Origin of the sequence: Shewanella sp. SR43-4 (assembly GCF_014163845.1) — a bacterium.
Classification (GTDB): domain Bacteria; phylum Pseudomonadota; class Gammaproteobacteria; order Enterobacterales; family Shewanellaceae; genus Shewanella; species Shewanella vesiculosa.
Window position 1 is genome coordinate 73634 of record NZ_JACJEB010000008.1, and the last position, 24981, is coordinate 98614.

17 protein-coding genes and 1 tRNA gene are annotated in these 24981 nt (G+C 41.6%); 12 read left to right on the forward strand and 6 right to left on the reverse strand.

The features are described 5' to 3' along the window. Positions 1 to 94 precede the first annotated feature (94 nt). From H5123_RS10875 to tadA, 3 genes are all read left to right on the forward strand, one after another. Positions 95 to 634 (forward strand): hypothetical protein, encoded by a 540-nt coding sequence (locus tag H5123_RS10875; protein WP_182697972.1) that lies wholly within the window; start codon positions 95 to 97, stop codon positions 632 to 634. Further along, the gene (locus H5123_RS10880; RefSeq protein ID WP_124016869.1) at positions 634 to 963 is read left to right on the forward strand and encodes a hypothetical protein; all 330 of its coding nucleotides are present in this window, start codon (positions 634 to 636) and stop codon (positions 961 to 963) included. Before H5123_RS10875 ends, H5123_RS10880 begins: the two co-directional genes overlap by 1 nt. A gap of 212 nt (positions 964 to 1175) precedes the next feature. Beyond that, the gene (gene tadA / locus H5123_RS10885; protein ID WP_182698058.1) at positions 1176 to 1733 is read left to right on the forward strand and encodes a tRNA adenosine(34) deaminase TadA; all 558 of its coding nucleotides are present in this window, start codon (positions 1176 to 1178) and stop codon (positions 1731 to 1733) included. Positions 1734 to 2038: 305 nt separating this feature from the next. Here tadA and mltF read toward each other — a convergent pair whose 3' ends face one another. Then, positions 2039 to 3463, reverse strand: coding sequence for a membrane-bound lytic murein transglycosylase MltF (gene mltF, locus H5123_RS10890; RefSeq protein WP_124016870.1), 1425 nt, complete (start codon positions 3461 to 3463; stop codon positions 2039 to 2041). 355 nt (positions 3464 to 3818) lie between these two features. Here mltF and purL point away from each other — a divergent pair, with 355 nt between their 5' ends. The 4 genes from purL (at position 3819) to cydX (ending at position 11641) form a co-directional block, all read left to right on the forward strand. Further along, complete coding sequence (gene purL / locus H5123_RS10895) at positions 3819 to 7700, forward strand: phosphoribosylformylglycinamidine synthase (RefSeq protein ID WP_182698059.1); 3882 nt, start codon at positions 3819 to 3821, stop codon at positions 7698 to 7700. A 1101-nt stretch (positions 7701 to 8801) separates the two neighbouring features. After that, positions 8802 to 10358, forward strand: coding sequence for a cytochrome ubiquinol oxidase subunit I (locus tag H5123_RS10900; RefSeq protein ID WP_182697973.1), 1557 nt, complete (start codon positions 8802 to 8804; stop codon positions 10356 to 10358). A 15-nt stretch (positions 10359 to 10373) separates the two neighbouring features. Continuing rightward, positions 10374 to 11513 (forward strand): cytochrome d ubiquinol oxidase subunit II, encoded by a 1140-nt coding sequence (gene cydB, locus H5123_RS10905; RefSeq protein WP_182697974.1) that lies wholly within the window; start codon positions 10374 to 10376, stop codon positions 11511 to 11513. Positions 11514 to 11530: 17 nt separating this feature from the next. Further along, positions 11531 to 11641, forward strand: coding sequence for a cytochrome bd-I oxidase subunit CydX (gene cydX, locus H5123_RS10910; protein ID WP_124016873.1), 111 nt, complete (start codon positions 11531 to 11533; stop codon positions 11639 to 11641). Between the two features lie 504 nt (positions 11642 to 12145). Here cydX and H5123_RS10915 read toward each other — a convergent pair. The 3 genes from H5123_RS10915 to H5123_RS10930 form a co-directional block, all read right to left on the reverse strand. Then, complete coding sequence (locus H5123_RS10915; RefSeq protein ID WP_182697975.1) at positions 12146 to 14152, reverse strand: methyl-accepting chemotaxis protein; 2007 nt, start codon at positions 14150 to 14152, stop codon at positions 12146 to 12148. Between the two features lie 616 nt (positions 14153 to 14768). Further along, on the reverse strand, positions 14769 to 17837 hold the full coding sequence (locus H5123_RS10925; protein WP_182697976.1) for an efflux RND transporter permease subunit: 3069 nt from the start codon (positions 17835 to 17837) through the stop codon (positions 14769 to 14771). Then, positions 17834 to 18955 carry an efflux RND transporter periplasmic adaptor subunit gene (locus H5123_RS10930; protein WP_182697977.1) on the reverse strand — a complete coding sequence of 374 codons (1122 nt, stop codon included), beginning with the start codon at positions 18953 to 18955 and terminating at the stop codon, positions 17834 to 17836. Before H5123_RS10930 ends, H5123_RS10925 begins: the two co-directional genes overlap by 4 nt. Before the next feature lie 242 nt (positions 18956 to 19197). Here H5123_RS10930 and H5123_RS10935 point away from each other — a divergent pair, with 242 nt between their 5' ends. Further along, positions 19198 to 19848: a TetR/AcrR family transcriptional regulator gene (locus tag H5123_RS10935; RefSeq protein WP_182697978.1), complete on the forward strand. Its 651-nt coding sequence runs from the start codon at positions 19198 to 19200 to the stop codon at positions 19846 to 19848. A gap of 106 nt (positions 19849 to 19954) precedes the next feature. Next, the gene (locus H5123_RS10940; protein ID WP_182697979.1) at positions 19955 to 20899 is read left to right on the forward strand and encodes a DUF6268 family outer membrane beta-barrel protein; all 945 of its coding nucleotides are present in this window, start codon (positions 19955 to 19957) and stop codon (positions 20897 to 20899) included. Positions 20900 to 21022: 123 nt separating this feature from the next. Here the strand turns inward: H5123_RS10940 and H5123_RS10945 are convergent, their stop codons facing one another. Both H5123_RS10945 and H5123_RS10950 read right to left on the reverse strand, forming a co-directional pair. Further along, positions 21023 to 21469, reverse strand: a complete 447-nt coding sequence (locus H5123_RS10945) for an LPP20 family lipoprotein (protein ID WP_182697980.1) — start codon at positions 21467 to 21469, stop codon at positions 21023 to 21025. Continuing rightward, positions 21466 to 22176 (reverse strand): FlgO family outer membrane protein, encoded by a 711-nt coding sequence (locus H5123_RS10950; protein WP_182697981.1) that lies wholly within the window; start codon positions 22174 to 22176, stop codon positions 21466 to 21468. Before H5123_RS10950 ends, H5123_RS10945 begins: the two co-directional genes overlap by 4 nt. A 268-nt stretch (positions 22177 to 22444) precedes the next feature. Here H5123_RS10950 and H5123_RS10955 point away from each other — a divergent pair, with 268 nt between their 5' ends. From H5123_RS10955 to H5123_RS10965, 3 genes are all read left to right on the forward strand, one after another. After that, a complete protein-coding gene (locus H5123_RS10955; RefSeq protein WP_235781922.1) occupies positions 22445 to 23653 on the forward strand; it encodes a flagellar assembly protein FlgT in 1209 nt (402 codons plus the stop codon). A 69-nt stretch (positions 23654 to 23722) separates the two neighbouring features. Then, positions 23723 to 23798: transfer RNA gene (locus tag H5123_RS10960), tRNA-Arg, on the forward strand. Between the two features lie 213 nt (positions 23799 to 24011). Next, positions 24012 to 24914, forward strand: coding sequence for a hypothetical protein (locus H5123_RS10965; RefSeq protein WP_182697982.1), 903 nt, complete (start codon positions 24012 to 24014; stop codon positions 24912 to 24914). Positions 24915 to 24981: the final 67 nt, after the last annotated feature.

Consider the following 24981-nt stretch of genomic DNA (forward strand, 5'->3'; position numbering starts at 1 on the left):
TTCACTGCGAACGAAGTCTAGGTGATGGGTTATCTCACCCCGCTTAGCTAAATTAACGTCACCATCAATGGCCTGAATTGGAAAATTAAGACTTATGCAACCAATGATAAAACAAAAATTAATAGCGACTTTGGTGTCTTTAACCATACTGATCCCGGCAATGGCATCAGCACAAGAGATCCCAAAGCGGTTTCAAACTACTCTGGATGCCTTTCTTGAGGCTGCCAAATCGGAATGTGCAGCATTAAACAACGGCATATTCGAGGTTGTGGATGGCGGCATTCAATTTTACGCAGATTTCAATCAAGACGGTATCAGTGATCCTATCATCGACACCCGCGCGTTCAGTTGCTCAAGTTCTGCCACGCTGTTCGACGGTGGAACAGGCGGACATTATATTAATGCATTTGTTTCGGATGATGACAAGAGCTATAAACAATTCCAGTTTCTTGCCCAAGACAGTGCGGTTGTTGCACTCGGCGGTACGGCAGTATTAGTGCTCAAGCACCATGGCACAAGTTGCAACCTTCAAGGACTCAGCCCCTGTTTTGCAGCTTATAGCTGGGCAGAAGGCAAGTTTAATACTGCTAATGCAATCATTCACCCACAACAGCAAACAGGAATCGATAAATAATGCCCTCTGATATAGCAAGCGACCCTAATGTATGGACAACAGGGGAGTTAATTAACATAGCACTGTTCGCAATACTGTATTTGAGTTGTTTAACATTCGCTATCCGCAAGACTTTACAAAAAGATCATGGCCGTTTTTACTTTATGGCTTGCGCTGTATTGGTGGTGGTTGGCACGCTCGCTATGGTATTAGAGCCATTTAATTCAACGATGAGTGGTGAGATGCCACCACAAGCTGGTCTCGGAGCTTGGGTCATGTTCCTAGGTCTGTTTGGCACCATTGCCGCTATCGTCTGGGGAGTTGCTCGTCGAGTCTTTAGTCAACGCTAAGCCGTGTTGTATACTCAAGATTGCGGGGTCGAGTTATAGCAGCTCCTGCGTTATCAAAACGACTGCCTAATCCTAGTTTAGTGATAGCACTTTATGGCAGTAGATACCTTCTAGCGGGGTAAAAAAAAGCGGTGTTTGATACCGTTTGCTATGCAAAATTCAGGTTATAATAACCCTGTATGACAATGACCTAGGGCAGTAGAGTGACAAATATTTTAAAGGCAGACCTTGCTGCCAACACCAACTCCATCACTGATATTGAGCATGACACTCAGCAAGCCATTGATGAAAAGTGGATGCGGTTAGCCATGCAACTAGCTGAACAAGCAGAATTAAAAGGTGAGGTGCCTGTCGGTGCCGTGTTGGTAAAAGATGATGTGTTAATTGCCAGTGGCTGTAATTTAAGTATTTTAAATCATGATCCTACAGCTCATGCTGAAATGGAGTGTATTCGCCAAGCGGGTAAGGTATTAGAAAATTATCGTATGCTCGACACAACTTTGTATGTCACTTTAGAGCCTTGCACTATGTGTGCAGGTGCCATGATCCACAGTCGTATTGCTAGAGTGGTGTACGGTGCCGATGATTTAAAAACCGGCGCGGCGGGTAGTGTGATCAATTTGCTGCAACACCCTGTTTTTAATCATCAGCTTGACGTGACATCAGGTGTGTTAGCAGAAGAGTGCGCTTCACAATTAAGCGCTTTTTTTAAGCGGCGTAGGGCAGAAAAAAAAGCACTCAAAAAGTTAGAGAGAAACTCAACTGATTGAGTGGCATATTTTTCTGTGGTTAACGTGAGATTATGATTCGGTTTGTACCAACAAAAAATGTGCACGTTGACGATTTTGAATACGGGTTTTGTGTACTTTAAGCATGACACGACGTCGTGACATGGTATTGCTTATCGCTCTTCTTCTCATATCGTGATCCTTTCATATTGGGTAACCTCATTGAGGTTACTGATAAACAGCATACTTTACAGTAGGCTTTCTAACGACAGATTCGGTTCCATACTACCTTATATTGATGACGATTGTCGGTCAGCTTGATGACGATAACCCCATCGATAGCACAATTATTGTGCTGATACCTTGGTTTTATCTGCCGCCTCTTCTGCAATCACTTCAACTTGATCTTGGATAACATCAATTTTCTTGGTTTGATTATCAATCCAAACTAAGGTGTCGTAGTAACGACGAATACTGTCGACATAATGCACCGCTTCACTTCCGCGAGCGTAGCCATAGCGAGTTTGCTTGTAATATTTAGCTTGCTGCAGCAAAGGTAATACTTTTTTGACGTCACGCCATGCACTGGGATCCATTCCCATTGACTCTGTTAACCGTCGCGCATCTTCAACATGACCTAAACCGATATTATAAGATGCCAGAGCGAACCAAATCCGTTGAGCTTCAGGAATTCTGTCTGGCAATCTGTCCATCATATCTTTTAAATAAAATGCACCACCGCGAATACTTTGCTCTGCATCTAAGCGATCATCTACACCAACATAAGCCGCGGTCGGTTGGGTCAGCATCATCATACCTCGGACACCAGTTGGCGAGCGTGCGCTTGGGTTCCAATGTGACTCTTGATAACTGGCAGCGGCTAATTTACGCCAGTCTAACTCACCTGAGTACTGCTCAAAAAAACTACGGTATTCAGGGAGGATATTGTCAATGGCACGAATAAAGGCTCGTGTGTCGACATAGTCAAAACGTTTCACATGACCAAAATATTTTTCGTTTAAATGTTCAAGGGTGCCGGCACGTCTTTCTTGATGCCAAAAGGCCAGGAGTTGGCTCATTAAGCGGTCACTATTTCTCGGTGGTAACAGCCACACTACTTCAACTTTTTCTTCTAAAATCATTCCTGCGCGTAACTCAGGTAAAAAACGCTGGTTGATCAATAAACTATTCGAATCTGAAATGGTGTAGTTCAATTCTCCGTTGGCGATTAATGCAAACAGTTCTTCATTGTCTTTGTCATTAACTTGGTTCCACATCAATTCAGGATAGTCTTTTTGCAGCTTAGTTAAGGTATTGACCGAAGAGGAGTTCGCCATCACGGTAATTTCACCCGACAGAGTGCCAATATCTTTGGGTTCTGGAGTACCTTCTCGATACACCAATACTTGATTAACTTTATATAAGGTCGGTCCAAGTTTAAATTGTTGACTGCGGTTGGGGGTTTTTGCGATGCCAGCAGCAATAATATCAATCTTGTTTTCTTTTAATGCAGCAAATAATTGTTTGCGATTCGTGTATGGGATCATCTCTAGCGGCACGGCTAAATAATCGGCAAAGCGCTGGGCCATTTCAAAGTCGAATCCGCTTTCACCCTGATCTGAATTTAAATAAATCTGTGGACCATATAATGTCCCAACCTTGAGTACAGTACGTTTTGGGGCAGGCGCAGCAATGTCAACCTCATGAATATCAACAGGTTGACAGGCGGATAGCATCCCGCAAAGTAAGATGATGAATAAGGTTTTGATCATATTTATTAATTGGTTATCTTAAGTTGTTTCGTTAATGTCACCAGAGTAATGCATGAGAAACGAATATAATTCCGGTTGAATAGCCTTTAAATATGTAGGGGAGTTTAGGTGTTTTTGGTTACTTTATCAGGAGTTTTCCTAAACGCCTATAGTTGGACAAATAACCCGCTTTTAACGTCGGTTTATTGAACGACAGTAAAGTCGCTGTGTCATAAATATGCATAACCACAATTGTGGATATTTTCCCTATCAGGAAACACTGTTTTTACGGGTGCTTAAAGGTGATTTGTACTGTGCAATTCCTTATAATAGCGCCAATTCTGACCCAATATAATTTATAAGGTGAATAGACGTGATTGAGATCATTCGCGGAGCCCCAGCACTATCTGCATTTAGAGTTCAAAAACTCATGGAGGCTTGCGAAAATGCAGCACTTCCAGTATCTCAAATTTATGCTGAATATGTTCATTTAGCTAATTTGAGTGAGTCACTAGATGATAATGAGCGTCTACAGTTAGAAACTATTCTTACCTATGGACCCGCTATTGAGTCGCATGCTCCACAAGGTACTCTATTATTTGTTACTCCACGTCCTGGCACCATTTCTCCTTGGTCTTCTAAAGCAACCGACATCGCACACAACTGTGGTTTGGGCAAAGTAAAACGCCTTGAGCGTGGTATGGCTTATTATGTTGAAGCTTCAGAATTAACCGCAGAACAACAAAAACAACTGCAAGGTTTATTACATGACCGTATGGTCGAAATCATATTGCCTGAGTTTGCAGCGGCTGAGGTATTATTTGCCCGCACAGAACCGGCAAAATTTAGCAGTGTTAATATTCTTGCTGAAGGTCGTCGTGCCTTAGAAGTCGCTAACGTTAAGTTAGGTTTGGCTCTTGCTGATGATGAAATTGACTATTTAATTGAAAACTTTGTTCGTTTAAAGCGTAATCCTAACGACATCGAATTAATGATGTTTGCTCAAGCAAACTCAGAGCATTGTCGTCACAAAATTTTTAATGCAGATTGGACAATCGATGGCGAAGTGCAGCCAAAATCATTGTTTAAAATGATTAAGAATACTTTTGAAGTCACTCCTGATTACGTGTTGTCAGCTTATAAAGATAATGCCGCTGTGATGACAGGTTCGGTTGCGGGACGTTTTTTCCCAGACCCTGATGGTATTTATAATTATCACACAGAACCAATGCACATCTTAATGAAAGTCGAAACTCATAATCATCCTACTGCAATTAGTCCTTATCCTGGTGCTGCTACTGGTTCTGGTGGTGAAATTCGTGATGAAGGCGCTACTGGTCGAGGTTCTAAGCCTAAAGCGGGTTTATCTGGTTTTACGGTTTCTAACTTAAAAATTCCTGGATTTGTGCAACCATGGGAAGGGAATTACGGTAAACCCGATCGTATTGTGACTCCACTTGAGATCATGCTTGAAGGCCCACTTGGTGGCGCTGCATTTAATAATGAATTTGGTCGTCCTGCGATTACGGGATATTTCCGCACTTATGAACAATTAGTGTCTAGTCATAACGGTGTTGAAGTCCGTGGTTACCATAAGCCGATTATGATTGCCGGTGGTTTAGGCAATATTCGCGAAGAACATGTGCAAAAAGGTGAAATCACGGTTGGCGCTAAACTTATTGTGCTTGGTGGGCCTGCAATGAACATAGGTTTGGGCGGCGGTGCTGCATCTTCTATGGCATCAGGTCAGTCTAGCGAAGATTTAGATTTTGCTTCTGTACAACGTGAAAATCCAGAAATGGAACGTCGCTGTCAGGAAGTGATTGACCGTTGCTGGCAGCTAGGTGACACCAATCCTATTCAATTCATTCACGATGTGGGTGCCGGCGGACTATCTAACGCATTCCCTGAGTTAGTGAATGACGCTGATCGCGGTGGTGTGTTCAATTTACGTAATGTTCCCTCTGACGAGCCAGGCATGAGCCCGCTCGAAATTTGGTGTAATGAATCTCAAGAACGTTATGTGCTATCGGTTGCGCCAGAGAATTTACAGCAGTTTGCTGATATTTGTGCCCGTGAACGCGCTCCATTTGCCGTGGTTGGTGAAGCGACTGCAGAGATGCATTTAACGCTTGCCGACAGTCACTTTAATAACAAACCGATTGATTTACCGCTCGAAGTTTTATTAGGTAAAGCGCCTAAAATGAGTCGTGATGTGGTGTCGGTAAAAGCGGTATCACCGGCATTAGATCAATCTAAAATTGAATTAAAAGATGCGGTTAAGCGCGTTTTAACTTTGCCAACCGTAGCCGATAAAACTTTCCTAATCACCATCGGTGACCGTTCAGTGACGGGATTAGTTAACCGCGACCAAATGGTCGGTCCATGGCAGGTTCCGGTTGCTGATTGTGCAGTCACTGCATCAAGTTATGATAGCTACAGCGGTGAAGCGATGTCGATGGGTGAACGAACGCCATTGGCTTTACTCGACTTTGATGCTTCTGCGCGTATGGCGGTTGCTGAATCGATCATGAACATTGCTGGTACTGATATTGGCTCGTTTAAGCGCATTAAGCTTTCGGCTAACTGGATGTCGCCGGCGGGTCACCCTGGTGAAGATGCCGGTTTATACCAAGCTGTTAAAGCCATTGGCGAAGACCTTTGTCCAGAACTTGGTATCACTATCCCTGTCGGTAAAGACTCTATGTCGATGAAAACCGCATGGGAAGATAGTGGTGTACAGAAAACGGTAACATCGCCTATGTCATTGGTTATCACCGCTTTTGGCGTGGTACAAGACATACGTAAAACCGTGACGCCACAACTTCGCAGTGATAAAGGTGACACTACATTATTAATGCTGGACTTAAGCAATGGCCAAAATCGTTTAGGGGGCTCTTGTTTAGCGCAGGTTTACAGTGAGCTAGGTGATATTGCACCGACATTAGATGTTACCGCTAACTTAGCGGGCTTCTTTGAAGTCATGCAGCAATTAGTCGCTGAGCAAGCGGTTATGGCATATCACGACCGCAGCGACGGTGGTTTATTTACCACTTTAGTTGAAATGGCCTTTGCCGGTAATACTGGGTTAACTATTGATTTAGCCAGCTTGAATGGTACTGATTTAGAACGTTTATTTAATGAAGAACTGGGTGCTGTCATTCAAGTTGGTGTTGCTGATGCTAAAGCCATTGCCGCGCAATTTGCGGCTAAAGGCGTAGCTTGTCATCACATTGGTGGTTTACAAGCCGCTGACAAGATTAGCATTAACGATGGCCAGCGAGAGATATTTACTGATAACCGAACTGCACTGCGCACTATGTGGTCAGAAACCACCTATCGCATGCAAGCACTTCGTGATAATCCAGAATGTGCACGTGAAGAGTATGAGCTTAAACAACAAGCTGATGCACCTGGTTTAACGGTAAAATTAGGCTTTAATCCAAGTGAAGATGTAGCCGCACCTTATATTCTTAAAGGTGCCGCACCTAAAATGGCTATTTTACGTGAGCAGGGCGTTAACTCTCATGTCGAGATGGCAGCTGCTTTTGACCGTGCCGGTTTTGAAAGCCGCGACGTGCACATGTCGGACATTTTATCTGGGCGTATTAGCCTTGAAGAGTTCCAAGGCCTAGTGGCTTGTGGCGGATTCTCTTATGGTGACGTATTAGGTGCTGGTGAAGGTTGGGCTAAGTCGATTCTATTTAATGATCGTGCTCGCGATGAGTTTAGTCGTTTCTTCGAACGTGATTCAAGCATCGCCCTTGGTGTGTGTAATGGTTGTCAGATGTTATCTAACCTGAAAGAAATTATCCCAGGAAGTGAGCATTGGCCGCGCTTTGTGCGTAACCGCTCTGAGCGTTTTGAAGCTCGATTCAGTTTGGTTGAAGTGCAACAAAACCCATCGGTATTTTTTGAAGGCATGGTCGGTTCTCGTATGCCTATCGCAGTATCTCATGGCGAAGGCTTAGTTGAATTTGCTAATGCTCAAGCGTTAGCTAATGCTGAAGCATCGGGCACTATTGCACTGCGTTATGTTGATGGCCATGGTCAAATTGCGACTCAGTACCCTGAGAACCCTAATGGTTCAGCGAATGGTCTAACCGGTATTTGTACCACGGATGGCCGAGTGACAATTATGATGCCGCATCCTGAGCGTGTATTCAGAACCGTTGCCAATTCATGGCATCCAGATAACTGGGGTGAAGATAGCCCTTGGATGCGCATGTTCCGTAATGCTCGAGTCAAGATCGGTTAATTTCAAATTAACTATCTAGTTTAGATAAAGTAAAAAGGCGACTCATTTGAGTCGCCTTTTTTATTGGTTAATTCGTTTTATCAACTAATGGCTTTGATGTCGTTGAATAAATAAAACCCCCATAGAGTAGCTCTATGGGGGTTTAGTTTCGTTATATATAGATAATAACGATTGTCGCTTAATATGATTTCTGCGCTAACAAAAACATCTACTAAACAGGGTATAGATAAAAAAGTGAGCGATCTTACTTCACTTCTTTAGCAGTAAACATTTCAGTAAAAACGCGTTTGTACAAGTTGGCAATATTTTCGAATAATTGAGTCATAGCACTTCTCTTTAGGTTAGGTCACTGGAATTAAGACGACGACTCATCGTGCAACCACTGTTCGTTTTCTTAACTGTGTGGAAATTATACAGTTACCTTATTGCTGGCTCAAACGAGAAAAAATGATTCTTGTCATTAGTTAATCTAATGGGTTGTTGGCGTGTTTTTCTTATATTTCTTATATTTAAATTATAAGTTATTGATTATGATTGTTTAATTTAATTCATTTAAAATTAACATTATTTAAATAATTTATTAATTATTATTGAGTTGTTGGTTTTTATACTTTCTTTTAACAATAGCGATGAGTTAGGTTTTTTGTGGCGACCTATATTCAATCGATTTATCTTCCTAGCAATTGGCTTGTTTTTGTCAATACCTCAAGAGGGGGATGCGAGAGATGTTCAAAAAGTTTTACAGAAAATATGACCATTTTTTTGATAAATTGTGATCCATCTGACAACAACTGGAGAGCATTTAAGAGTGATTTTCACTGTAAAGGGCTGATTTTTTATATCAAAATATTATCCATTCGAAAAATCTAATGTTTATCACATTTTTGACTAAAAAATATGATCTCCTAGGTATTTATACCGTAAGATACAAGGCGTTTAAGATTGCACTTGAAAACACAGGCAAACAGATTAATTTATCATTTTTACTCATTGGTGAGTTATCCACTGCTTCAATATGACCGTTTTCAGGTATAACATCATCATTATAGTAACCCCGTGTTACTGTGTAGTATTTGGTTGTACTGAAGTAAGGAGCCGCCAATGATTATCGAAGAGGTCGTTGAGCTATCGCGTTTTCAATTTGCGTTGACAGCCATGTATCATTTTCTATTTGTTCCACTCACCCTAGGTTTAGCTTTCATCCTTGCGATTATGGAATCACTGTATGTGATGACAAATAAGCAAATCTATAAAGACATGACAAAATTTTGGGGTAAGTTGTTTGGGATTAACTTTGCTCTAGGTGTTTCTACGGGTTTAGCAATGGAATTCCAGTTTGGTACTAACTGGTCCTACTATTCTCACTATGTAGGTGACATTTTTGGTGCGCCTCTGGCCATTGAAGGCTTAATGGCTTTCTTCCTCGAGTCAACGTTAGTCGGGATGTTCTTTTTCGGTTGGGATCGTTTTAGTAAACGTCAGCATTTAGTGGTCACATGGCTTGTTGCCATCGGCTCTAATATGTCAGCCTTATGGATTTTGATTGCCAATGGTTGGATGCAAAATCCAGTAGGTTCAGTATTTAACTATGAAACCATGCGCATGGAGATGGTTGATTTTGGCGCCGTAGTGTTTAACCCTGTCGCGCAAGTTAAGTTTGTTCATACTGTAGCCTCTGGTTATGTTGCTGGTTCGATGTTTGTGTTAGCTATTAGCTCATACTACATATTAAAAGGGCGTGACTTACCGTTTGCTCGTCGCTCATTTGCTGTTGCAGCAAGCTTTGGTATGGCAGCGATTTTATCGGTTATCGTATTAGGCGATGAGTCGGGTTATAAAGTCGGCGAAGTTCAACGTGTTAAGTTAGCAGCTATTGAAGCTGAGTGGCACACTGAGCCTGCTCCAGCAGCCTTTACTGTCGTTGGTTTTCCTAATCAAGAAACCATGGAAACCGACTATGCGATTAAAATCCCTTATGCTATGGGTATTATTGCAACGCGAACATTAGACGAAGAAGTGACGGGTATTAAGGATCTTATTAAAGATCACGAAGTACGAATTCGTAACGGTATGGTTGCCTACGCATTGCTTGAAAAACTTCGTGCTGGTGATAAATCAGCAGAGGTTAGAGAGCAATTTGAAGCGACTAAAATCGATTTAGGTTATGGTTTCTTGCTTAAGCGTTATACCGACAAAGTGGTTGATGCTACCGAAGAGCAGATTAAAGCGGCCTCTTATGATTCTATTCCAACTGTCGCACCTATGTTCTGGAGTTTCCGGATTATGGTGGCAGCAGGGGTGATTATGTTGTTTGTGTTTGCAGCCGCTTTCTGGCAAAGCACTCGTCATCAAATCGCTGAGAAGAAATGGGTACTGCGTGCAGCACTTTATAGCTTGCCACTTCCTTGGATTGCCATTGAAGCCGGTTGGTTTGTGTCAGAGTTTGGTCGCCAACCTTGGACTATTTCTGAAGTGCTTCCGACCTTTATGTCGGCGTCTAGTTTAACCACGGCGGATCTTTGGTTTAGTATTATTTCGATTACGGTGTTCTATACCATTTTACTGGTGATAGAGGCTTTCTTAATGTTCAAGTTTGCTCGTCTTGGCCCTAGTAGCTTAAAGACTGGCCGTTACCATTTCGAAACCCAAGATGCTTAATCTGAGGACCTGATTATGTTTGATTACGAAGTATTAAGATTTATTTGGTGGGCGTTAATCGGTGTATTATTGATTGGTTTCACCGTGACAGATGGCTTTGATCTGGGCGTGGGGATATTGTTACCTATTATAGGTAAAGACGATACCGATCGCCGTATCATGATCAACACAATTGCTCCGCACTGGGATGGTAACCAAGTTTGGTTAATCACTGCTGGTGGTGCATTATTTGCAGCTTGGCCTATGGTTTACGCAGTGGCGTTTTCTGGTTTTTATGTGGCAATGATGCTGGTGTTGTTCGCACTCTTTTTGCGTCCTGTTGGCTTTGATTACCGCTCTAAAATTGAAGATCCAAAATGGCGCAAAACATGGGACAAGGCATTATTTGTCGGCTGTTTCGTACCACCATTAATCATTGGTGTTGCATTTGGTAACTTACTCCAAGGTGTACCGTTTAACTTTGATGAATATTTACGTGCTACCTACCATGGCGGTCTATTCGGTTTATTAAATCCGTTTGGGTTATTAGCCGGTCTTGTGAGTGTCACTATGGTGATAATGCAAGGGTCTACATGGTTACAAATGAAGACGGACGGCGAGCTTCGTGTGCGCAGTGCTAAGACATCACAAATTTGTGGCAGTCTATTAGTGGTTCTGTTTGGTGCAGCAGGCTTTTGGTTGGTCAATGGTATTGATGGTTATGTGATCACTTCAGCTCTTGACGTCGCTGGAGCATCAAATCCAACCACTAAAACGGTAGCGGTTGAAGCCGGTGGTTGGTTGATAAACTACGATAAATATCCTTTGACTATGCTATTTCCTGTATTAGGTTTGTTAATGCCAGTACTAGTGGTATTAGCCAGTCGTTTGAATCGTAGTGGTTTTGCATTCTTTTTCAGCTCGCTTGCTGTTGCGGGGGTGATTTTAACGTGTGGTGCTGCTATGTTCCCATTTGTTATGCCTTCATCATTAGAGCCTAATGTGAGCTTAACTATGTGGGATGCTACTGCTAGCCAAATGTCACTTAAAGTAATGACCGTTGCCGCTATCATCTTCGTACCGACTGTCCTAAGTTATACCATTTGGACTTATTACAAGATGTTTGGCCGCTTAAATCGTGAGTTTATTGAAAACAATAAAAACTCACTTTATTAAATTAAGGAGCAACATTTATGTGGTATTTTGCTTGGATTCTTGGTGTATTGTTAGCGTGTTCATTCGGTATTATCAATGCGTTATGGCTTGAGAATACTGAAAATATGGATCGTAACAGCGACAACTAATCGCGACATCTGTAATTGAAAAACCGTCTTGGTAACAAGGCGGTTTTTTATTGGCTTTTGTTTGGTAGGTAATAAAGCACACTTCTAAACAGGCTTGATAGTAGTCGAATAATCAAGCCAGTTACCAACTTATTTTGGTTATTCATTCTGCCTATAGCCAACCTTAACGAGCAAATATAAAGTCACTTTACGTTATGTTGATGTCTATAAAGATAGAGCCCAATCGATGTAGGACGCCGATGAGGGGGATTGATGCAGAAGGCTGAGAAAGATAACTGAAAACGATAACTGAAAACAATCATAACAGTGGGATGACACCACAGTAATAATGCTTTCAATATAGTGATAATTGAGACTTGCAGAAGAGATAAATCGCGCTGTGCTTTACTTGAATATTAGTGATATTTGAGTCGCGTGGTAATCGGGTATCATGGGCCTGAAGAGCATTTTATTGGATCAGAACCCAATCGCTGAGCTCTGATCCCTGTTATCAATTCCAGTCAACTACACGACTTTAAATACTCCAATCTGTTGCTTGATGCTGACAGCAAGTGCGGTTAATTGTTCTGCATCACTGACCGCTTTTGTTGCCCGTTCATCACTATTTTGTGCCAACGTCGCTATAGTATGCAAGCTATGAGACACCTCATCTGCAACTGTGCTTTGTTGATTAGTTGCACTGGCTATACTGGATGAGAATATTGCCATTTCACCGATACTCTGATTAATCTGACTGAGTTGGAGATTGACGATATTAGCTTGTTCAGCTGAAGATGCTCCTAACTGCTGGCACTCGACCATTTGTGTCGCGGTAAATTTTACTTGATGCTGTAATTTAGCTATCGTCGAGCTAATCTCACTAATTGAACGCTGCGTTCTTTGCGCAAGAGAGCGCACCTCATCAGCCACAACGGCAAAACCACGACCTTGTTCTCCTGCTCTAGCAGCTTCAATAGCAGCGTTTAATGCTAGCAAGTTAGTTTGTTCTGCAATGCCATTAATCACTTCAGTTACTTTACTAATAGCTTGGCTCTCACTGCTGACACTTTCAATATTTTTTTGACTTTGGATGAGTTGCTCACTTAAAGATTGCAGCGCGGTGACCTCTTGGCTTAACTGAGCATGCCCTTGAGCTGATGCACTATCAATTTCCTGCGCTTGCTGTGCTCCTTGACTAGCATTTTGGGCGACGTCTTTAATCGAAGAAGACATCTCTTCGATAGCCGTCGCAATTTGCTCTGTTTGGTTTAACAGTGCTTTTGCTTCATGACCATTTAACTTTGATGTTTGTTGGCTTTGATTGGCTTGGTTTTCTAAGCTAATAACCGACTGTTTTAATGATTCAATTAAACTCGCCAAACTCGCAGCCATTTGCGTCACACTGATGGTGATGTGGTCAACTTCATTACCACTGCTTTCAGAGCACGGCATGAATGTTTGTGAAAGATCGCCCTGACCTAATTTAGCGATTTGTTGCTGTAGATTCTTTAATGGCTTCATCGCACGATTGATCACCATAAACAGTAAAACAGCAATCAGAACTATGCCTATCAATGCTAAAATCACGTTAATTTTTAGCATAGCTAAACTTTCATTATTTAATTCTTTGGTCGGCACATAGCCAACCATGGTCCAATTCCAACCGGCAATTTTTATTGAATAAGCATACATCTCTTCACCAGATAATGATGTGTAAACCCAGCTGCCATTATCTGTGAGTGCCTGTTCAAGCGATAAACCATTAAACAATGATTCAGTAAAGGGCGCTTCAGTGTTCAAATCGCGATGAGAAATAACTTGTTTATCAGAATTACGGATAATGGCATAAGATCCTGACTCTTCGAGTGTGAGTGTTTTAAGTGCATTTTGGATTTGCAGAATTGATTGGCTAATGTCATAACCGATAAAAAGGATAGCATTAACTTTGCCGCTGCTGTCTTTTACTGGGCTATAAATCGTCATGTAATCTGTGCCAAAAAGCTTGGCATAGCCTTCGTATTTTTGACCACTAATTAATTGCTTATAGCCTGGGTGATTAACCCCCAGATAAGTCCCTAGTGCACGGTTACCATCCGTTTTTTTCAGTGATGTTGACACTCGAACAAAATCATCATTATCACGAGCAAATATAGTCGCTACGCCGCCAGTTAGTTGCGAAAAGCGGTCTACATTATTATTTTCATTATTAACTTGTTCATTATCATGTAAAAGAACCGGAGTCTTAACGCCTAACACGTCAACGGATTTATTTTCTATCGAGAATTGTCCTGGATATAAAGTACGAAGAATATCGGAGCTGCGTTTCGCCGAAGACAACATACTGTCGTATTCCAGTTCAAGTAAATGAGTATTACTGTCCATTTGTGATTGTATAGCTTTGATCGCTTTATCGTGTAATACAGTGGAAGCGGTTAGATATGAAAAACAAGACATAGCGGTGAAAATAATAACGGATGACAACACGACAAGAGAGCCTATTTGTTTTGAAATAGGCCAGTTTTTATAGTTCATATGCTCTTTCTCATAATTATTGTGATGATTAATCTAAATAGATATGGTTCGCTCAATTTAATATACCGCGTAAATGTAAAGATTGTCTGGTATGAAGCCAAAAGTATGAAACAAATGAAGATTCATGTTCTATGGGCATATTTATCGCATAATACGACTAGGAATTTTAAATTTAGACTGTTTTTTTAGGTTAATCAATAACGCTTATGTTAACAATGTCTAAATTAGCATCTGCCTTTTTGCTCAGGCCACTACCAGCAAGTATTTAGAGGGTAGAGCTAACCATAATATATTAAGTTGACTTGAATTATTATCTTGTTTATTTGACCAAATTGTCGATTTATACCTAATTGCACGGTGCAGGTTAGGGAAGTCATGTGACTTATAAGGCTGGACGAGAAAGTATGTTGGGCCGGTGAAATGCTCGACAAGTATTCAGATTTAACCTTGGTTGATTATGGCTTTGTTTACCACAGAGACATTAATTTCCCCCAAGACGACACCAATTGGTTCTTGTTAGAGAAAACCGTTTAATTTATGTTTGAGTTTTGTGCTTACTGCCCTAAACCTGATTTTTACTGCCAGTTTAGGGCAAATCTTTATTTTGTATTGAACATTAAATCGAAATTGGCTTCTTGATAAGGTTGACCTTAGGTTTCATTAACAAGGTATACATTACAGGCACCCAAATCAGTGACAACATAGTCGCCAAAAGCGTACCGCCAGCAATGGCTATGGCAAATGGCGGCCAAAAGCCACCACCTGCAATAATTAGCGGTAAAAAGCCGCCTATAGTCGTGATGGTGGTGGAGCCAATATGACGACCACAACTGCTCACAGTACTGATGATTAACTCAATATTACCATGGCGCGCCTCGGGTATATCTTCTAACTCAGCCAAAATAACAATCGCAGCATTAATGGCTAAGCCCATTAATCCCAATAAGCCGATAATAACGGTAAACCCAAACGGATAGCCAAATACATACACGGATAATAAACCTAAACCCGCCGATTGAAATGCACTCAGTAAAATGATTGCCGTTAATCTAAAGGAGTTAAATGACAGCACTACAGTGGCTAGTAATAAGGTGACAACTAACACTACATTTGACAATAAATTACCCACAGCCTCATTACGTTTTGCACTTTCGCCGCCAATTTCAAGATGATATCCCGCCGGAATAGACAAATTAGCAATGGTATCCTTAACCTCGTTTAATACTTGTGCAGGCAGTACTCCACTGGTGATATAAGCTTCGATAGTATTGACGCGTTCGCCATTTCTGCGGGGGATTGCGCCACGACTCACATTGATTTCGTTATAAGATAATGCCGCTAGCGGTATACCTGAACCCGAAGGCGATACCAGATTTATCTCGGCTAAACGTGTGGCTTGTTCGCGACTGTTGTCGCCTAAACGAACGCGAATGGGCAGTGATTCTGTTTGCTCTAAAATGCTGCCACCAATTATACCGGTAGTCGCCATTTGAATTTGATTGGCAATATCGCTAAGGCTCAGGCCGCTCATTAAGCTGGCATCTTCATTGACTTGTAACCACACTTTTGGCGCGCCAGAACTTAGTGTTGCGCGAGTATGGATCACATCGGGTGTTGCAATTAAAATCCCGCGCACTTGTTCACCCAGTGCTTTCAATGTATCTAGATTGGGGCCGTATATACGCAACTCTACCGGAGCGTTAAAAGGAGGGCCTTGTTCCAGTTTTCGAACCAAGATTTGGGCTTGTGGAAACTCCACATCAAACTCTTTCTGTAATTGTAAAATCAATCGATTAGCCGCCGCAAAGTCGGTTACTTTAATCATTGCTTGGGCATAGTTAGTTGCCCCTTGCTGCCGTTGAGTTAAATTGTAATAGAAAGAGGGCGTGTTACCGCCGACAACCCAAGTCGCAGCCACAATATCTTCAATTTTTTGCAGTTTATTATCAATCAGTTTTACCTGTTCTAGGGTGTTTTCAATACTCACATGCGGCGCTAAGTAGACTTCAATTTGGAACATATCGCGGTCAGACGGAGGGAAAAATTGTTCTGTCATTTTGCCCGCGGCAAAAAAACCGACAATAGGTAATATACCGATAACAATCGCCGTCAGTATTGGCCGTGTTAACGCAAAGTAAAGGCTGGCCGTATATGCTTGGCTGATTTTGGGAAATGCCATACCTTGTTGATACCAAGCCGTTGGTTTTTCACTGCGGCTAAAGCGCCCAGCAAGGCCTGCGATAATGGTATGCGAAATGATATATGACCCCAGCAATGCGAACATCACCGAAATTGCGATACCACCAACAAATTCACCCGCAGCGCCTGGCATTAACACAATTGGTGCAAAAGCTAACATGGTGGTAATGGTTGAACCCGCCAGTGGCAGCCATAAGTGGTGCAGAGTTTTAGATACCGCTTCAAGTTTGCTCATACCTTGCTGACGGCGTTGCGCAATGGCATCAACAATCACAATTGCGTTATCAACCATAATACCCAACGCAACCACTAATCCTGTTACCGACATTTGGTGGATCGGTAGTCCAGTATATTTCATGCAGGTGAGGGTAAACAGTGCGGTTAGTGGTAATGATATTGCTACAATCACTGCATTACGTAGGCCTAATGTCAGCATTAATACCAGTAAAATAATCACAAACCCTTGCAGCAGATTAATCACCAAGTCGCCTAAGCGATCGCTGGTATAGCTTTGTTGGTCAAATAACCATTGCACCTTAATATTGGCCGGCAAGTTTACTGAAAACTCGTCAATGGCGTTACTCACGTGCTGTTGCCATACATCGACGCGGTTATTATTGAGCATGCGAGCAGAGACTAATACGCCCTGTTGACTGTCGATTAAAGCAATACTCGATGCAGGCGTTTTAGCTTGGCGGCTAATATTGGCCACATCGCCTAAGCGAATAATTTGGCCGTAATCGTCTACTTTTAACGGCACTTGGCGGATACGGTTTTGTGAGTCTAATTCACCAGAAACCTCAACTAAGGCTCTAAACTGGTTGTTATTAATTTCACCGGCGGAAATTTTGCTGTCGGCATTATTTAAAATTGCCGCGATACCTGCGGGAGTTAAATGCAGTTGACTGATTTTATTACCATCTAATTCTACTAAAATCTCTTCTTCAGGTGCGCCATACAACTTTGCAAAGTCAGTGCCGCTGAGTAATCTTAAGCGACTTTGTAATTCTTTGGCGTACCGATTAAGAATATCGACTCTTACCGGGCTGTCATCGGCCCAAACCAGTCCTAAAATAGCGGTATTGGCATACCCTAGCTGATCATCTAATACACTGTTTTGTGCTGCAACGGGTAACAGTGATTTACTGTCGGCAATAAGATCTCGTGCCCGTGACCATACTGGAGCGGTATCGGTAACGGTATCTTTTAATTCTAACTGGATCACCGAAATACCCGGTCGAGAAGTTGACTGGACTAGCTTCAACTCCTCTAAACGGCGAAGTTGATTTTCGAGTACTTCGGTCACGAGTGCTTCAACGCGTTCTGCTGATGCCCCAGGGTATTGAGTAATAACCGATGAAAATCGATTCGTAATATGTGGGTCTTCCGTACGCGGTAAGCTTGAAATTGCTCCTAAGCCAGCAACAATTAATAATGCAATAAATAAACTGGTTAGGCGGCCATTTTCTAAAAATGCTTTAATCATAATGCCCCCGTTTTCTCAGCTTGAGCTAGGGTGACTTTTTGATTAACCACTAACTTATGCAAGCCTTGAGAGACAATGATATCGGTTGGTTTTATGGCGCCTTGAATATAGGCTTGTTGTTCATTGGTATAGATAATTTCAACATCGCGACGTTCAATGGTATAAAAACCTTGCTCAGCTTTAACTAAGGCAAATACGTTCCATAACCCGCGTACGCCATCGGTTAATGCCGACATCGGCACCCAGTAACCAGATGCAGGCACATCTTGTTGATAAGCCAAATAAGCTATTTCGCCATTGATTACTCTGGCTGATTCGGGCAAATGAATACGCAACTGCACCGTGCGACTAATGGTATTGACCTCGGCACTAATACCGGCAATTTTAGCGGTAAAGGTTTGTTTGCCTACCCGGACATCTACCATCTGCTCGGCGGCTAACTGCTGTGCAATATCAATCGGTACCCCAATATAAGCTAAAGGCTCACTGTTACCCACTAAGGTAAAAACCGGACTGCCTAGCGCAATCACTTCGCCGACATTATGAAACCGCTGACTGATAGTGCCATTGAATGGGGCTAACAATGTCGATTTTTCAATTTTTAAATGGGTGGCACTTAAGCTGGCTTCTATGCGCTTTTGATTCGCTTGTAAGCTAATGACTTGTTGCTGGGTTTCATCAAGCTGCTGTTCAGACACATAATTTTGTTGTTTTAGTTTTTCAGTGCGAACTAAGGTGCTTTTGGCTAAATCGATATCCGCTTGGGTTTGTAATAAACTGGCTTGCAGTTGCTGTTGTTCGGCTGTTAATAACTCGATATCAAGTAGGGCTAATGTTTGACCTTTAGTCACAGTATCGCCACTGTCGACTGAGATATTGTTGAGCTTACCCGCAAGCTCAAAGCCAATACCTGTGGTATTGGCTGAGCGAATCGTCCCAGTATAGGTTTGCATATGCTGGTAATGGTCATTTAACACTAAGCTTTGCGATAACACCGCTTGATAGTCAATTGTATGCGAATGCTCTTTTACCTCAGAGCCACAACCGCTTAAAACGATTAAGCTTAAACTTAGCGCCCAGTATCGAATGATGGCAGTGAATGTCTTTGACGCGTTCATAAGTTTATTCCTTGCAAAGCAATTAATAGTGTCAATGTTGATTTTTTTCGCCGTTGGCATGAAAGGCAATAAGCTCATAGGTTTTCAGCACAACGTAAAATGTAACTTTAATGTTAACTAGACTCGATAGTCTAATTTTATAAAACTAGACTGTCCAGTCTATTTTTGGTTACTATTAGGCTAAATGCTGATCAGCAATGCAGAGGCTTGATTTGCTTAATGAGCTAATTTATGGAACCAACATGACAAAACAACACACAGCGCTTAATCCTAGCGGACAGAACCACATCAGCCGCAGTGAACAAAAGCGTGCTCAGGTGCTCGAGTCTGCGATTGATCTTTTTTGTCATCATGGTTTCCCTAATACCAGTATGGATGAAGTGGCCAAGCATGCCGGTGTATCAAAACAAACTGTTTACTCCCATTTTGGTTCTAAAGACGATTTATTTGTGTCTGCGATTGAATCAAAATGTGTTGTGCATCAACTCACCGACGATGCCTTAATTGATGCCAGTCAACCACAACAGGTTATTTTGTTATTTGGACAGCAGTTTGGCGAAATGATTGTTAGCAAAGAAGCCATGACAGTGTTTAAAACCTGTGTTGCTCAAGCCGATACTCACCCAGAAGTGTCTAGATTGTTTTATAATGCAGGCCCTAAGCATGTACTGGGATTGGTTCGAAACTACCTAACAAAAGTCAATGAACACAACGAATACTTTTTTGAAAACCCTCATGAAAGTGCGGTTAGATTGTGTTTAATGTTGTTTGGTGAGCTAAAATTACGCCTAGAGTTAGGCTTAGAAATAGAAGATTTAATCGTCACCAGACAACAATACCTGCAAGATACCGCCGACATGTTTTTACGAGCACATAAAGTGGGCGTAAAATAAACTCAACCTCAAGTTGAACTTAATTGGCCATATAGCAGTATTACTTGAGCAATTAAGCCAAAGTAATATTCAGTTTATTTCATTATTTGAAGGGAAGCAGATTAGTATGACGCTTTACAACACTAAGGTAATTTCTTCTCCGGCACAGAGTAAGTCACTGAATTTATCTGTACGGTCATTATTGTGCGTATCGGGTCTGCTGTTAAGTCAGCATGCTTTAGCGGCACCAGAACGTTCACCGTTTTCACTCACTGTTGCTCGTACATCAACGGGCACCGCTAATGTAGGCGCAGAGAGTGCTAACCCTAATCAGTTACAACGAGATGCATGGAAAACCAGTTTTTCGGCAAACATGCCACTTAATCGTCAGTGGTCTATAGGGGCAAACTTAGGCTACGATAATCTCGATTATGACTGGGATATTAACCAAAACAGCCTGTTACGCAGCAATACTCAACCTTGGTCAACCATCCATCAGTACAGTGCTGGTTTATCACTATCGTATCGCTTAGATAATCATTGGATGTTTCTCATCGCACCCAAATTACAGTATGCCTATGCTGATACGGCATCATCTTCAAATGCACAAAGTTATGGTGTCGTCGCCTCGGGGATGTACCGCTTTGATTCGGGTAATATGCTTGGTTTCGGTGTGGCATATTTAAATGATATTTCAGAAGTGCGCACTTTGCCTTATTTAGCCGTACGTTGGCAGATAAGCGATAAGTGGGTACTTGCTAACCCGTTCCAAGCTGGTTTTAGTGGCCCGGCAGGATTAGAGTTAAGTTATCAATATAATCGTGACTGGGATTTTGGCGTGGGCAGCTCCATGCGAACAGAGCGTTTTTTAATTGCTGATGATGATAAAACCATTGAAGTTGAAGAATGGGTAGGCTTTGCTCGCGCAGGTTGGCAAGCAACGACTAACGTTAGTCTTAATGCTTATGCTGGTTACTATTTTGGCGGTGAAATGCAGTTAAGTTATCCCGATGTCACTGAAGACATGGAAAACCAAGCCGCATTCGGTTTAGTGTTTAAACTGAACTTTTAACGATTAGTGGTAAACCATACAATAAAAAATGCCGCTGATATCAGCGGCATTTCTTGTAAAAGCTAATTTAGCAACTGAGCATTTATCTAATAAAATCGTCTTAACTACTAATGTAAATCGGCCCTAGAAGTAAGTCACTTCTTTTACCCGCTTAGGGCGATTTTGTTGCTCGTATAACTGCCATACTTGTTTAAAATCAAGTGCTAACTCAGTGACATAAAACTCACCGGCTGGGTAGGTTTTTACCACTTTAGCCCCGCGAATAATGCCACTCACGCTAGACTTAACGTTGTCGTCAGTTAATAACCACTCACTCACGTCGCTGTTTGCGGTAATCTTTTGGCCATACACTTGCTCTGCTAACTCGCGATATGCAGCAATTTTTGATGCTTGCATCGCCATTAAAATACGATGCGATGGTTCTTTGCTTGGCTGAGTCGCTAAGGGTGCATAGCCAATTGCGGTTAGGGTAGGGAACGAGGCTGGAGCTTCGGTTTCCCACTGGACATATTTATCCTTGCTTACACAGCCAGTTAACAGTACCAACACAATTAACATTAACGACTTCATAGCTTATCTCCTAATACAGTATAACGACTGTCGCCCATATTTTCGTGGCGATACAGTAAACCATTACGCGATTCAATCATTTCAGAAGGTTGTAAATAACCCGATAAGCTCGACGCCGCCACAAATGATTGCACCGCCGAAACCACTCTATTATTGGTCACATTCACTATTCGGCCGTTAAAGACGATTCCTTCAGGTGTTAAGGTCATGGTTGATACCAAAACGTGCGCTACCGGTAAATCGGAACGCAACAGCTCCCAGTTTCGGCTCAACATAAATTCACCTTGCTCTGTTGCACGTAAATTAGTTGCGACGTTTAAATCAACCAAATTAAACTCATGGGCATGGAATGCAGCAAGCAATCCTTGCTGTAATTGAAGGCCTAACTCATTGGATGTATTTAAATTGCTGGCCATTACCGGCGTAGAAATGAGCAGTGGTTCATCAGGGCGAAGGGCATCATTTTGCAATACTAATTCGTTGACTAACTTTTCTGCCCACACATTGACCTGGCCCTTAGGCGATATTCCAACAGCTTGTATATCATAAGCTAACTTGTGCTGATAAACCTGATCTTCATCGACCACTTTGACAAATTTACCGTTATTACTAAAGGCAAGATTATTGGCAGCATTAGGCGTTTGGGTGCATGCAACTAACGTCAATGACGCCAGTATGACCGTGGGGACAACAAGCCTATTAATCATAATAATTCCTCTTACAAAAATGCCGCAAATCTTGGTATAAATGAGTCATTTTATCGCCTTATTTATCGGTAACTAAGGTCAATTTTTTACTCTTTAATATTCGTTCCTTTATATCGGCAAATGCGTTAGAAGCTTTACTATAATTACCCTACATCTAAAAAAAACTATTAAAGCGGTTATAGGCACAATTTTTGCTTTGTAAAATATAGAGTAAGCTTAATTCATTTTATTAGGCCAAATAGACGTTTTTTTGACATTAGGACATCGTATGCTGATCCGACACAGCCCTACTAACCGAGCTAATCCCTTTAGTCATCTTGCTGTCATAGCCATATTATGTGCAAGTGGCTTGCTAGTGACAATGTCTGCATTTGCTGAACAAATTGAAGTGACTGGCAAAGCCAAAATTGTTAATGGCGATATTGATAAAGCTCGCGAAGACGCTATCAGCCAAGCATTAAATTATGCCAGTTTAAAAGCGGGAGTTAACTTTTCTAGCGAACAACAAATTAATCAAGGACGGCTTACTCAAGATACTTTTCAAATGCAGCGTATGGGCTCGGCCAATAATGTTGAATTAATGAGTGAAATGATCAGCGAGCATACTATTACTGTCATTTTACAGCTTGAGCTTAGCGAACAAGAGTCCGATGCCCAATGTAAAAGCCAATCACTCAAAGCTGCGATTATGCTGCCTCAAGCTTATTTACAAGAACGCGAACAATTACGCTATGGTCAATTAGCCCACTTTGAAGAGCGCATTACCGAACAATTAGGCAAAGCGATTAACGCGCAATCGCGATACAGTTTTGCCAGGCTACATGCAGATGAGAAAATTGATAATACCAATCAATTGGTCAATTTTAGAGGTAACCGCATACCCAGTTGGTTAGGTGAACTTACCGACAGCCAATATTTGCTGCAGCCCGAAATTATTGATATTTCAACTGAACCAGTACAAAGCAGTTATTTGGGCTTTGTAGAAGATGATCCACTGAGGCAATTTATCCTTAAATTAACTCTTTATCATGGCATTAGCGGTGAAGTTGTCTGGTCGGAATCATTTGCGACATCAGCCCCTTGGGAATTTGAACGACAAGAAATAGTGTCACCAGCGAATCAACGCTTTTGGCGATCATCTTATGGCCAGGCGATCAGTGATATTTTACAACAAAGCGTTATGTCGTTAGATAAGCAACTCAATTGCCGACCATTACTAGGCCAAATTGTGGCAAGAGATGGTGATCGCATTATCATCAATTTAGGCCGTAAAAATGGAGTTAAAATGGGTGATAAGTTCCAAATCGTCCTACAGAAAAACATCCCCGACAGATTCAACTCTATGCGCGCTATCGCGACTAAAAGTCGGGCGAATGTGGTTATCGAACAAGTGACCGAAGACAGTTCAACGGCAATCTTTGACGGTATCGACAGTGCTTATAATATTCAAGTGAATGACATTGCGATTAAGAACTAGTTGGTTGTTAATTAAGCAATTAAATTTAAAAGGTTTAATTCGATTATAAACTCAGTATAATCACTGGGTCTCTCTATAGCTCAACAGGATAGAGCAGCCGCCTCCTAAGCGGCCGATCGGGGTTCGAGTCCCTGTGGGGAGACCATAACACATCTTTTTATCTTAAAAATCAAACATTTAATAAAATCGCCAAAAGTTGTGCCGCCTATGTGCCGCCTCTGAAAACCCCTTTTTTGGAATTTTTTTTAAGCATTCTTCAAAACTCCGCTTTTCGATAGTTTGAACCCAATCATGGACTCAAAGCCTATTTTTCGTTAAATTCCATTTAAGTCAAATAGCATGATGCGGTGAACATTAAATGGAAGTTTCAAAGATTAATTTACTGGCTAACAAAGAGTCATTAATCGATAACATTATCGATTTAATGCCCGAATCGTTGATAGGAAATATCGATAAAGACAACTTGCCAAAAGAACTAGACATTTATGTAGAGCAAATTTTTCGATTTGTCCTCAGTGTAAAAAGTTACTATACAGTCATATCAGATACGGATTCAGATGAAGTTATAGTCAAAGCACTTGCCAAAACTCCCCATGGATTATCAATATTTGATGAATTGCATGAGTCTCGCTGTCAAGCTTGGGGTATGGCGATAAAACTATTTATAAGTATCATCGATAGCGAAAGTCCACTTAAGAGCAAAGTTAAAGAGATAGAAGCAACTCAATCGTTCGGCGAAGCATTAAGAGTTTGTTCACCTAAGTCTGAAGCATTTGTAACAACACAAATTAAAACTTTGATTGCTAGATTTACAGGCAAAACTTCAACTGAACACAGGCATGAATTGTTCAGATTGTTTAAGGGTATGTTGGTCTGTCAATTGAGTGGGCTAAATGAGCAAGCGGATATTTTTGCCGATATGTTAATAAAAGCATTTATTCTCAATCAACAATCACACGCCATACTAATGAGAGAGCTGATTATCAAGAATATTGCTGTTCTTGAGCAGAATAAACTAGCTGGTAAGAAAGGCGGAAAAAAAACTCAGCAAGGTTCTTTGGCAACATCGAAGGAAGCTATCGCACTTTTTCTATCTACTAACGAATACACCTCTTACACTAAAGCTGCTGAAGCGCTTTACCCTCAAATTGTAGAAATTGGCAAAAAACATGACTTCATTTTCAATAGTGTAGTTAATGGACATCGAACTGTGATTAATTGGTTTAGATCAACTGAGCGATTTAAAAAACATAAAGTCTAAAGGTGTGAAAATACAGTCAAGCAGCTTAATGTATTTTTAAGCAGCTTGATTGTACATACACTCTAAT

What these genes read in the sequence shown, in the direction of transcription:
- H5123_RS10950 (WP_182697981.1), bottom strand. Translation starts at nt 22,176, where the DNA reads ATGATTAATAGGCTTGTTGTCCCCACGGTCATACTGGCGTCATTGACG.
- H5123_RS10915 (WP_182697975.1), bottom strand. Translation starts at nt 14,152, where the DNA reads ATGAACTATAAAAACTGGCCTATTTCAAAACAAATAGGCTCTCTTGTC.
- H5123_RS10940 (WP_182697979.1), top strand. Translation starts at nt 19,955, where the DNA reads ATGACGCTTTACAACACTAAGGTAATTTCTTCTCCGGCACAGAGTAAG.
- H5123_RS10955 (WP_235781922.1), top strand. Translation starts at nt 22,445, where the DNA reads ATGCTGATCCGACACAGCCCTACTAACCGAGCTAATCCCTTTAGTCAT.
- H5123_RS10965 (WP_182697982.1), top strand. Translation starts at nt 24,012, where the DNA reads ATGGAAGTTTCAAAGATTAATTTACTGGCTAACAAAGAGTCATTAATC.
- H5123_RS10925 (WP_182697976.1), bottom strand. Translation starts at nt 17,837, where the DNA reads ATGATTAAAGCATTTTTAGAAAATGGCCGCCTAACCAGTTTATTTATT.
- H5123_RS10945 (WP_182697980.1), bottom strand. Translation starts at nt 21,469, where the DNA reads ATGAAGTCGTTAATGTTAATTGTGTTGGTACTGTTAACTGGCTGTGTA.
- H5123_RS10900 (WP_182697973.1), top strand. Translation starts at nt 8,802, where the DNA reads ATGATTATCGAAGAGGTCGTTGAGCTATCGCGTTTTCAATTTGCGTTG.
- cydB (WP_182697974.1), top strand. Translation starts at nt 10,374, where the DNA reads ATGTTTGATTACGAAGTATTAAGATTTATTTGGTGGGCGTTAATCGGT.
- cydX (WP_124016873.1), top strand. Translation starts at nt 11,531, where the DNA reads ATGTGGTATTTTGCTTGGATTCTTGGTGTATTGTTAGCGTGTTCATTC.
- H5123_RS10935 (WP_182697978.1), top strand. Translation starts at nt 19,198, where the DNA reads ATGACAAAACAACACACAGCGCTTAATCCTAGCGGACAGAACCACATC.
- H5123_RS10875 (WP_182697972.1), top strand. Translation starts at nt 95, where the DNA reads ATGCAACCAATGATAAAACAAAAATTAATAGCGACTTTGGTGTCTTTA.
- H5123_RS10930 (WP_182697977.1), bottom strand. Translation starts at nt 18,955, where the DNA reads ATGAACGCGTCAAAGACATTCACTGCCATCATTCGATACTGGGCGCTA.
- mltF (WP_124016870.1), bottom strand. Translation starts at nt 3,463, where the DNA reads ATGATCAAAACCTTATTCATCATCTTACTTTGCGGGATGCTATCCGCC.
- H5123_RS10880 (WP_124016869.1), top strand. Translation starts at nt 634, where the DNA reads ATGCCCTCTGATATAGCAAGCGACCCTAATGTATGGACAACAGGGGAG.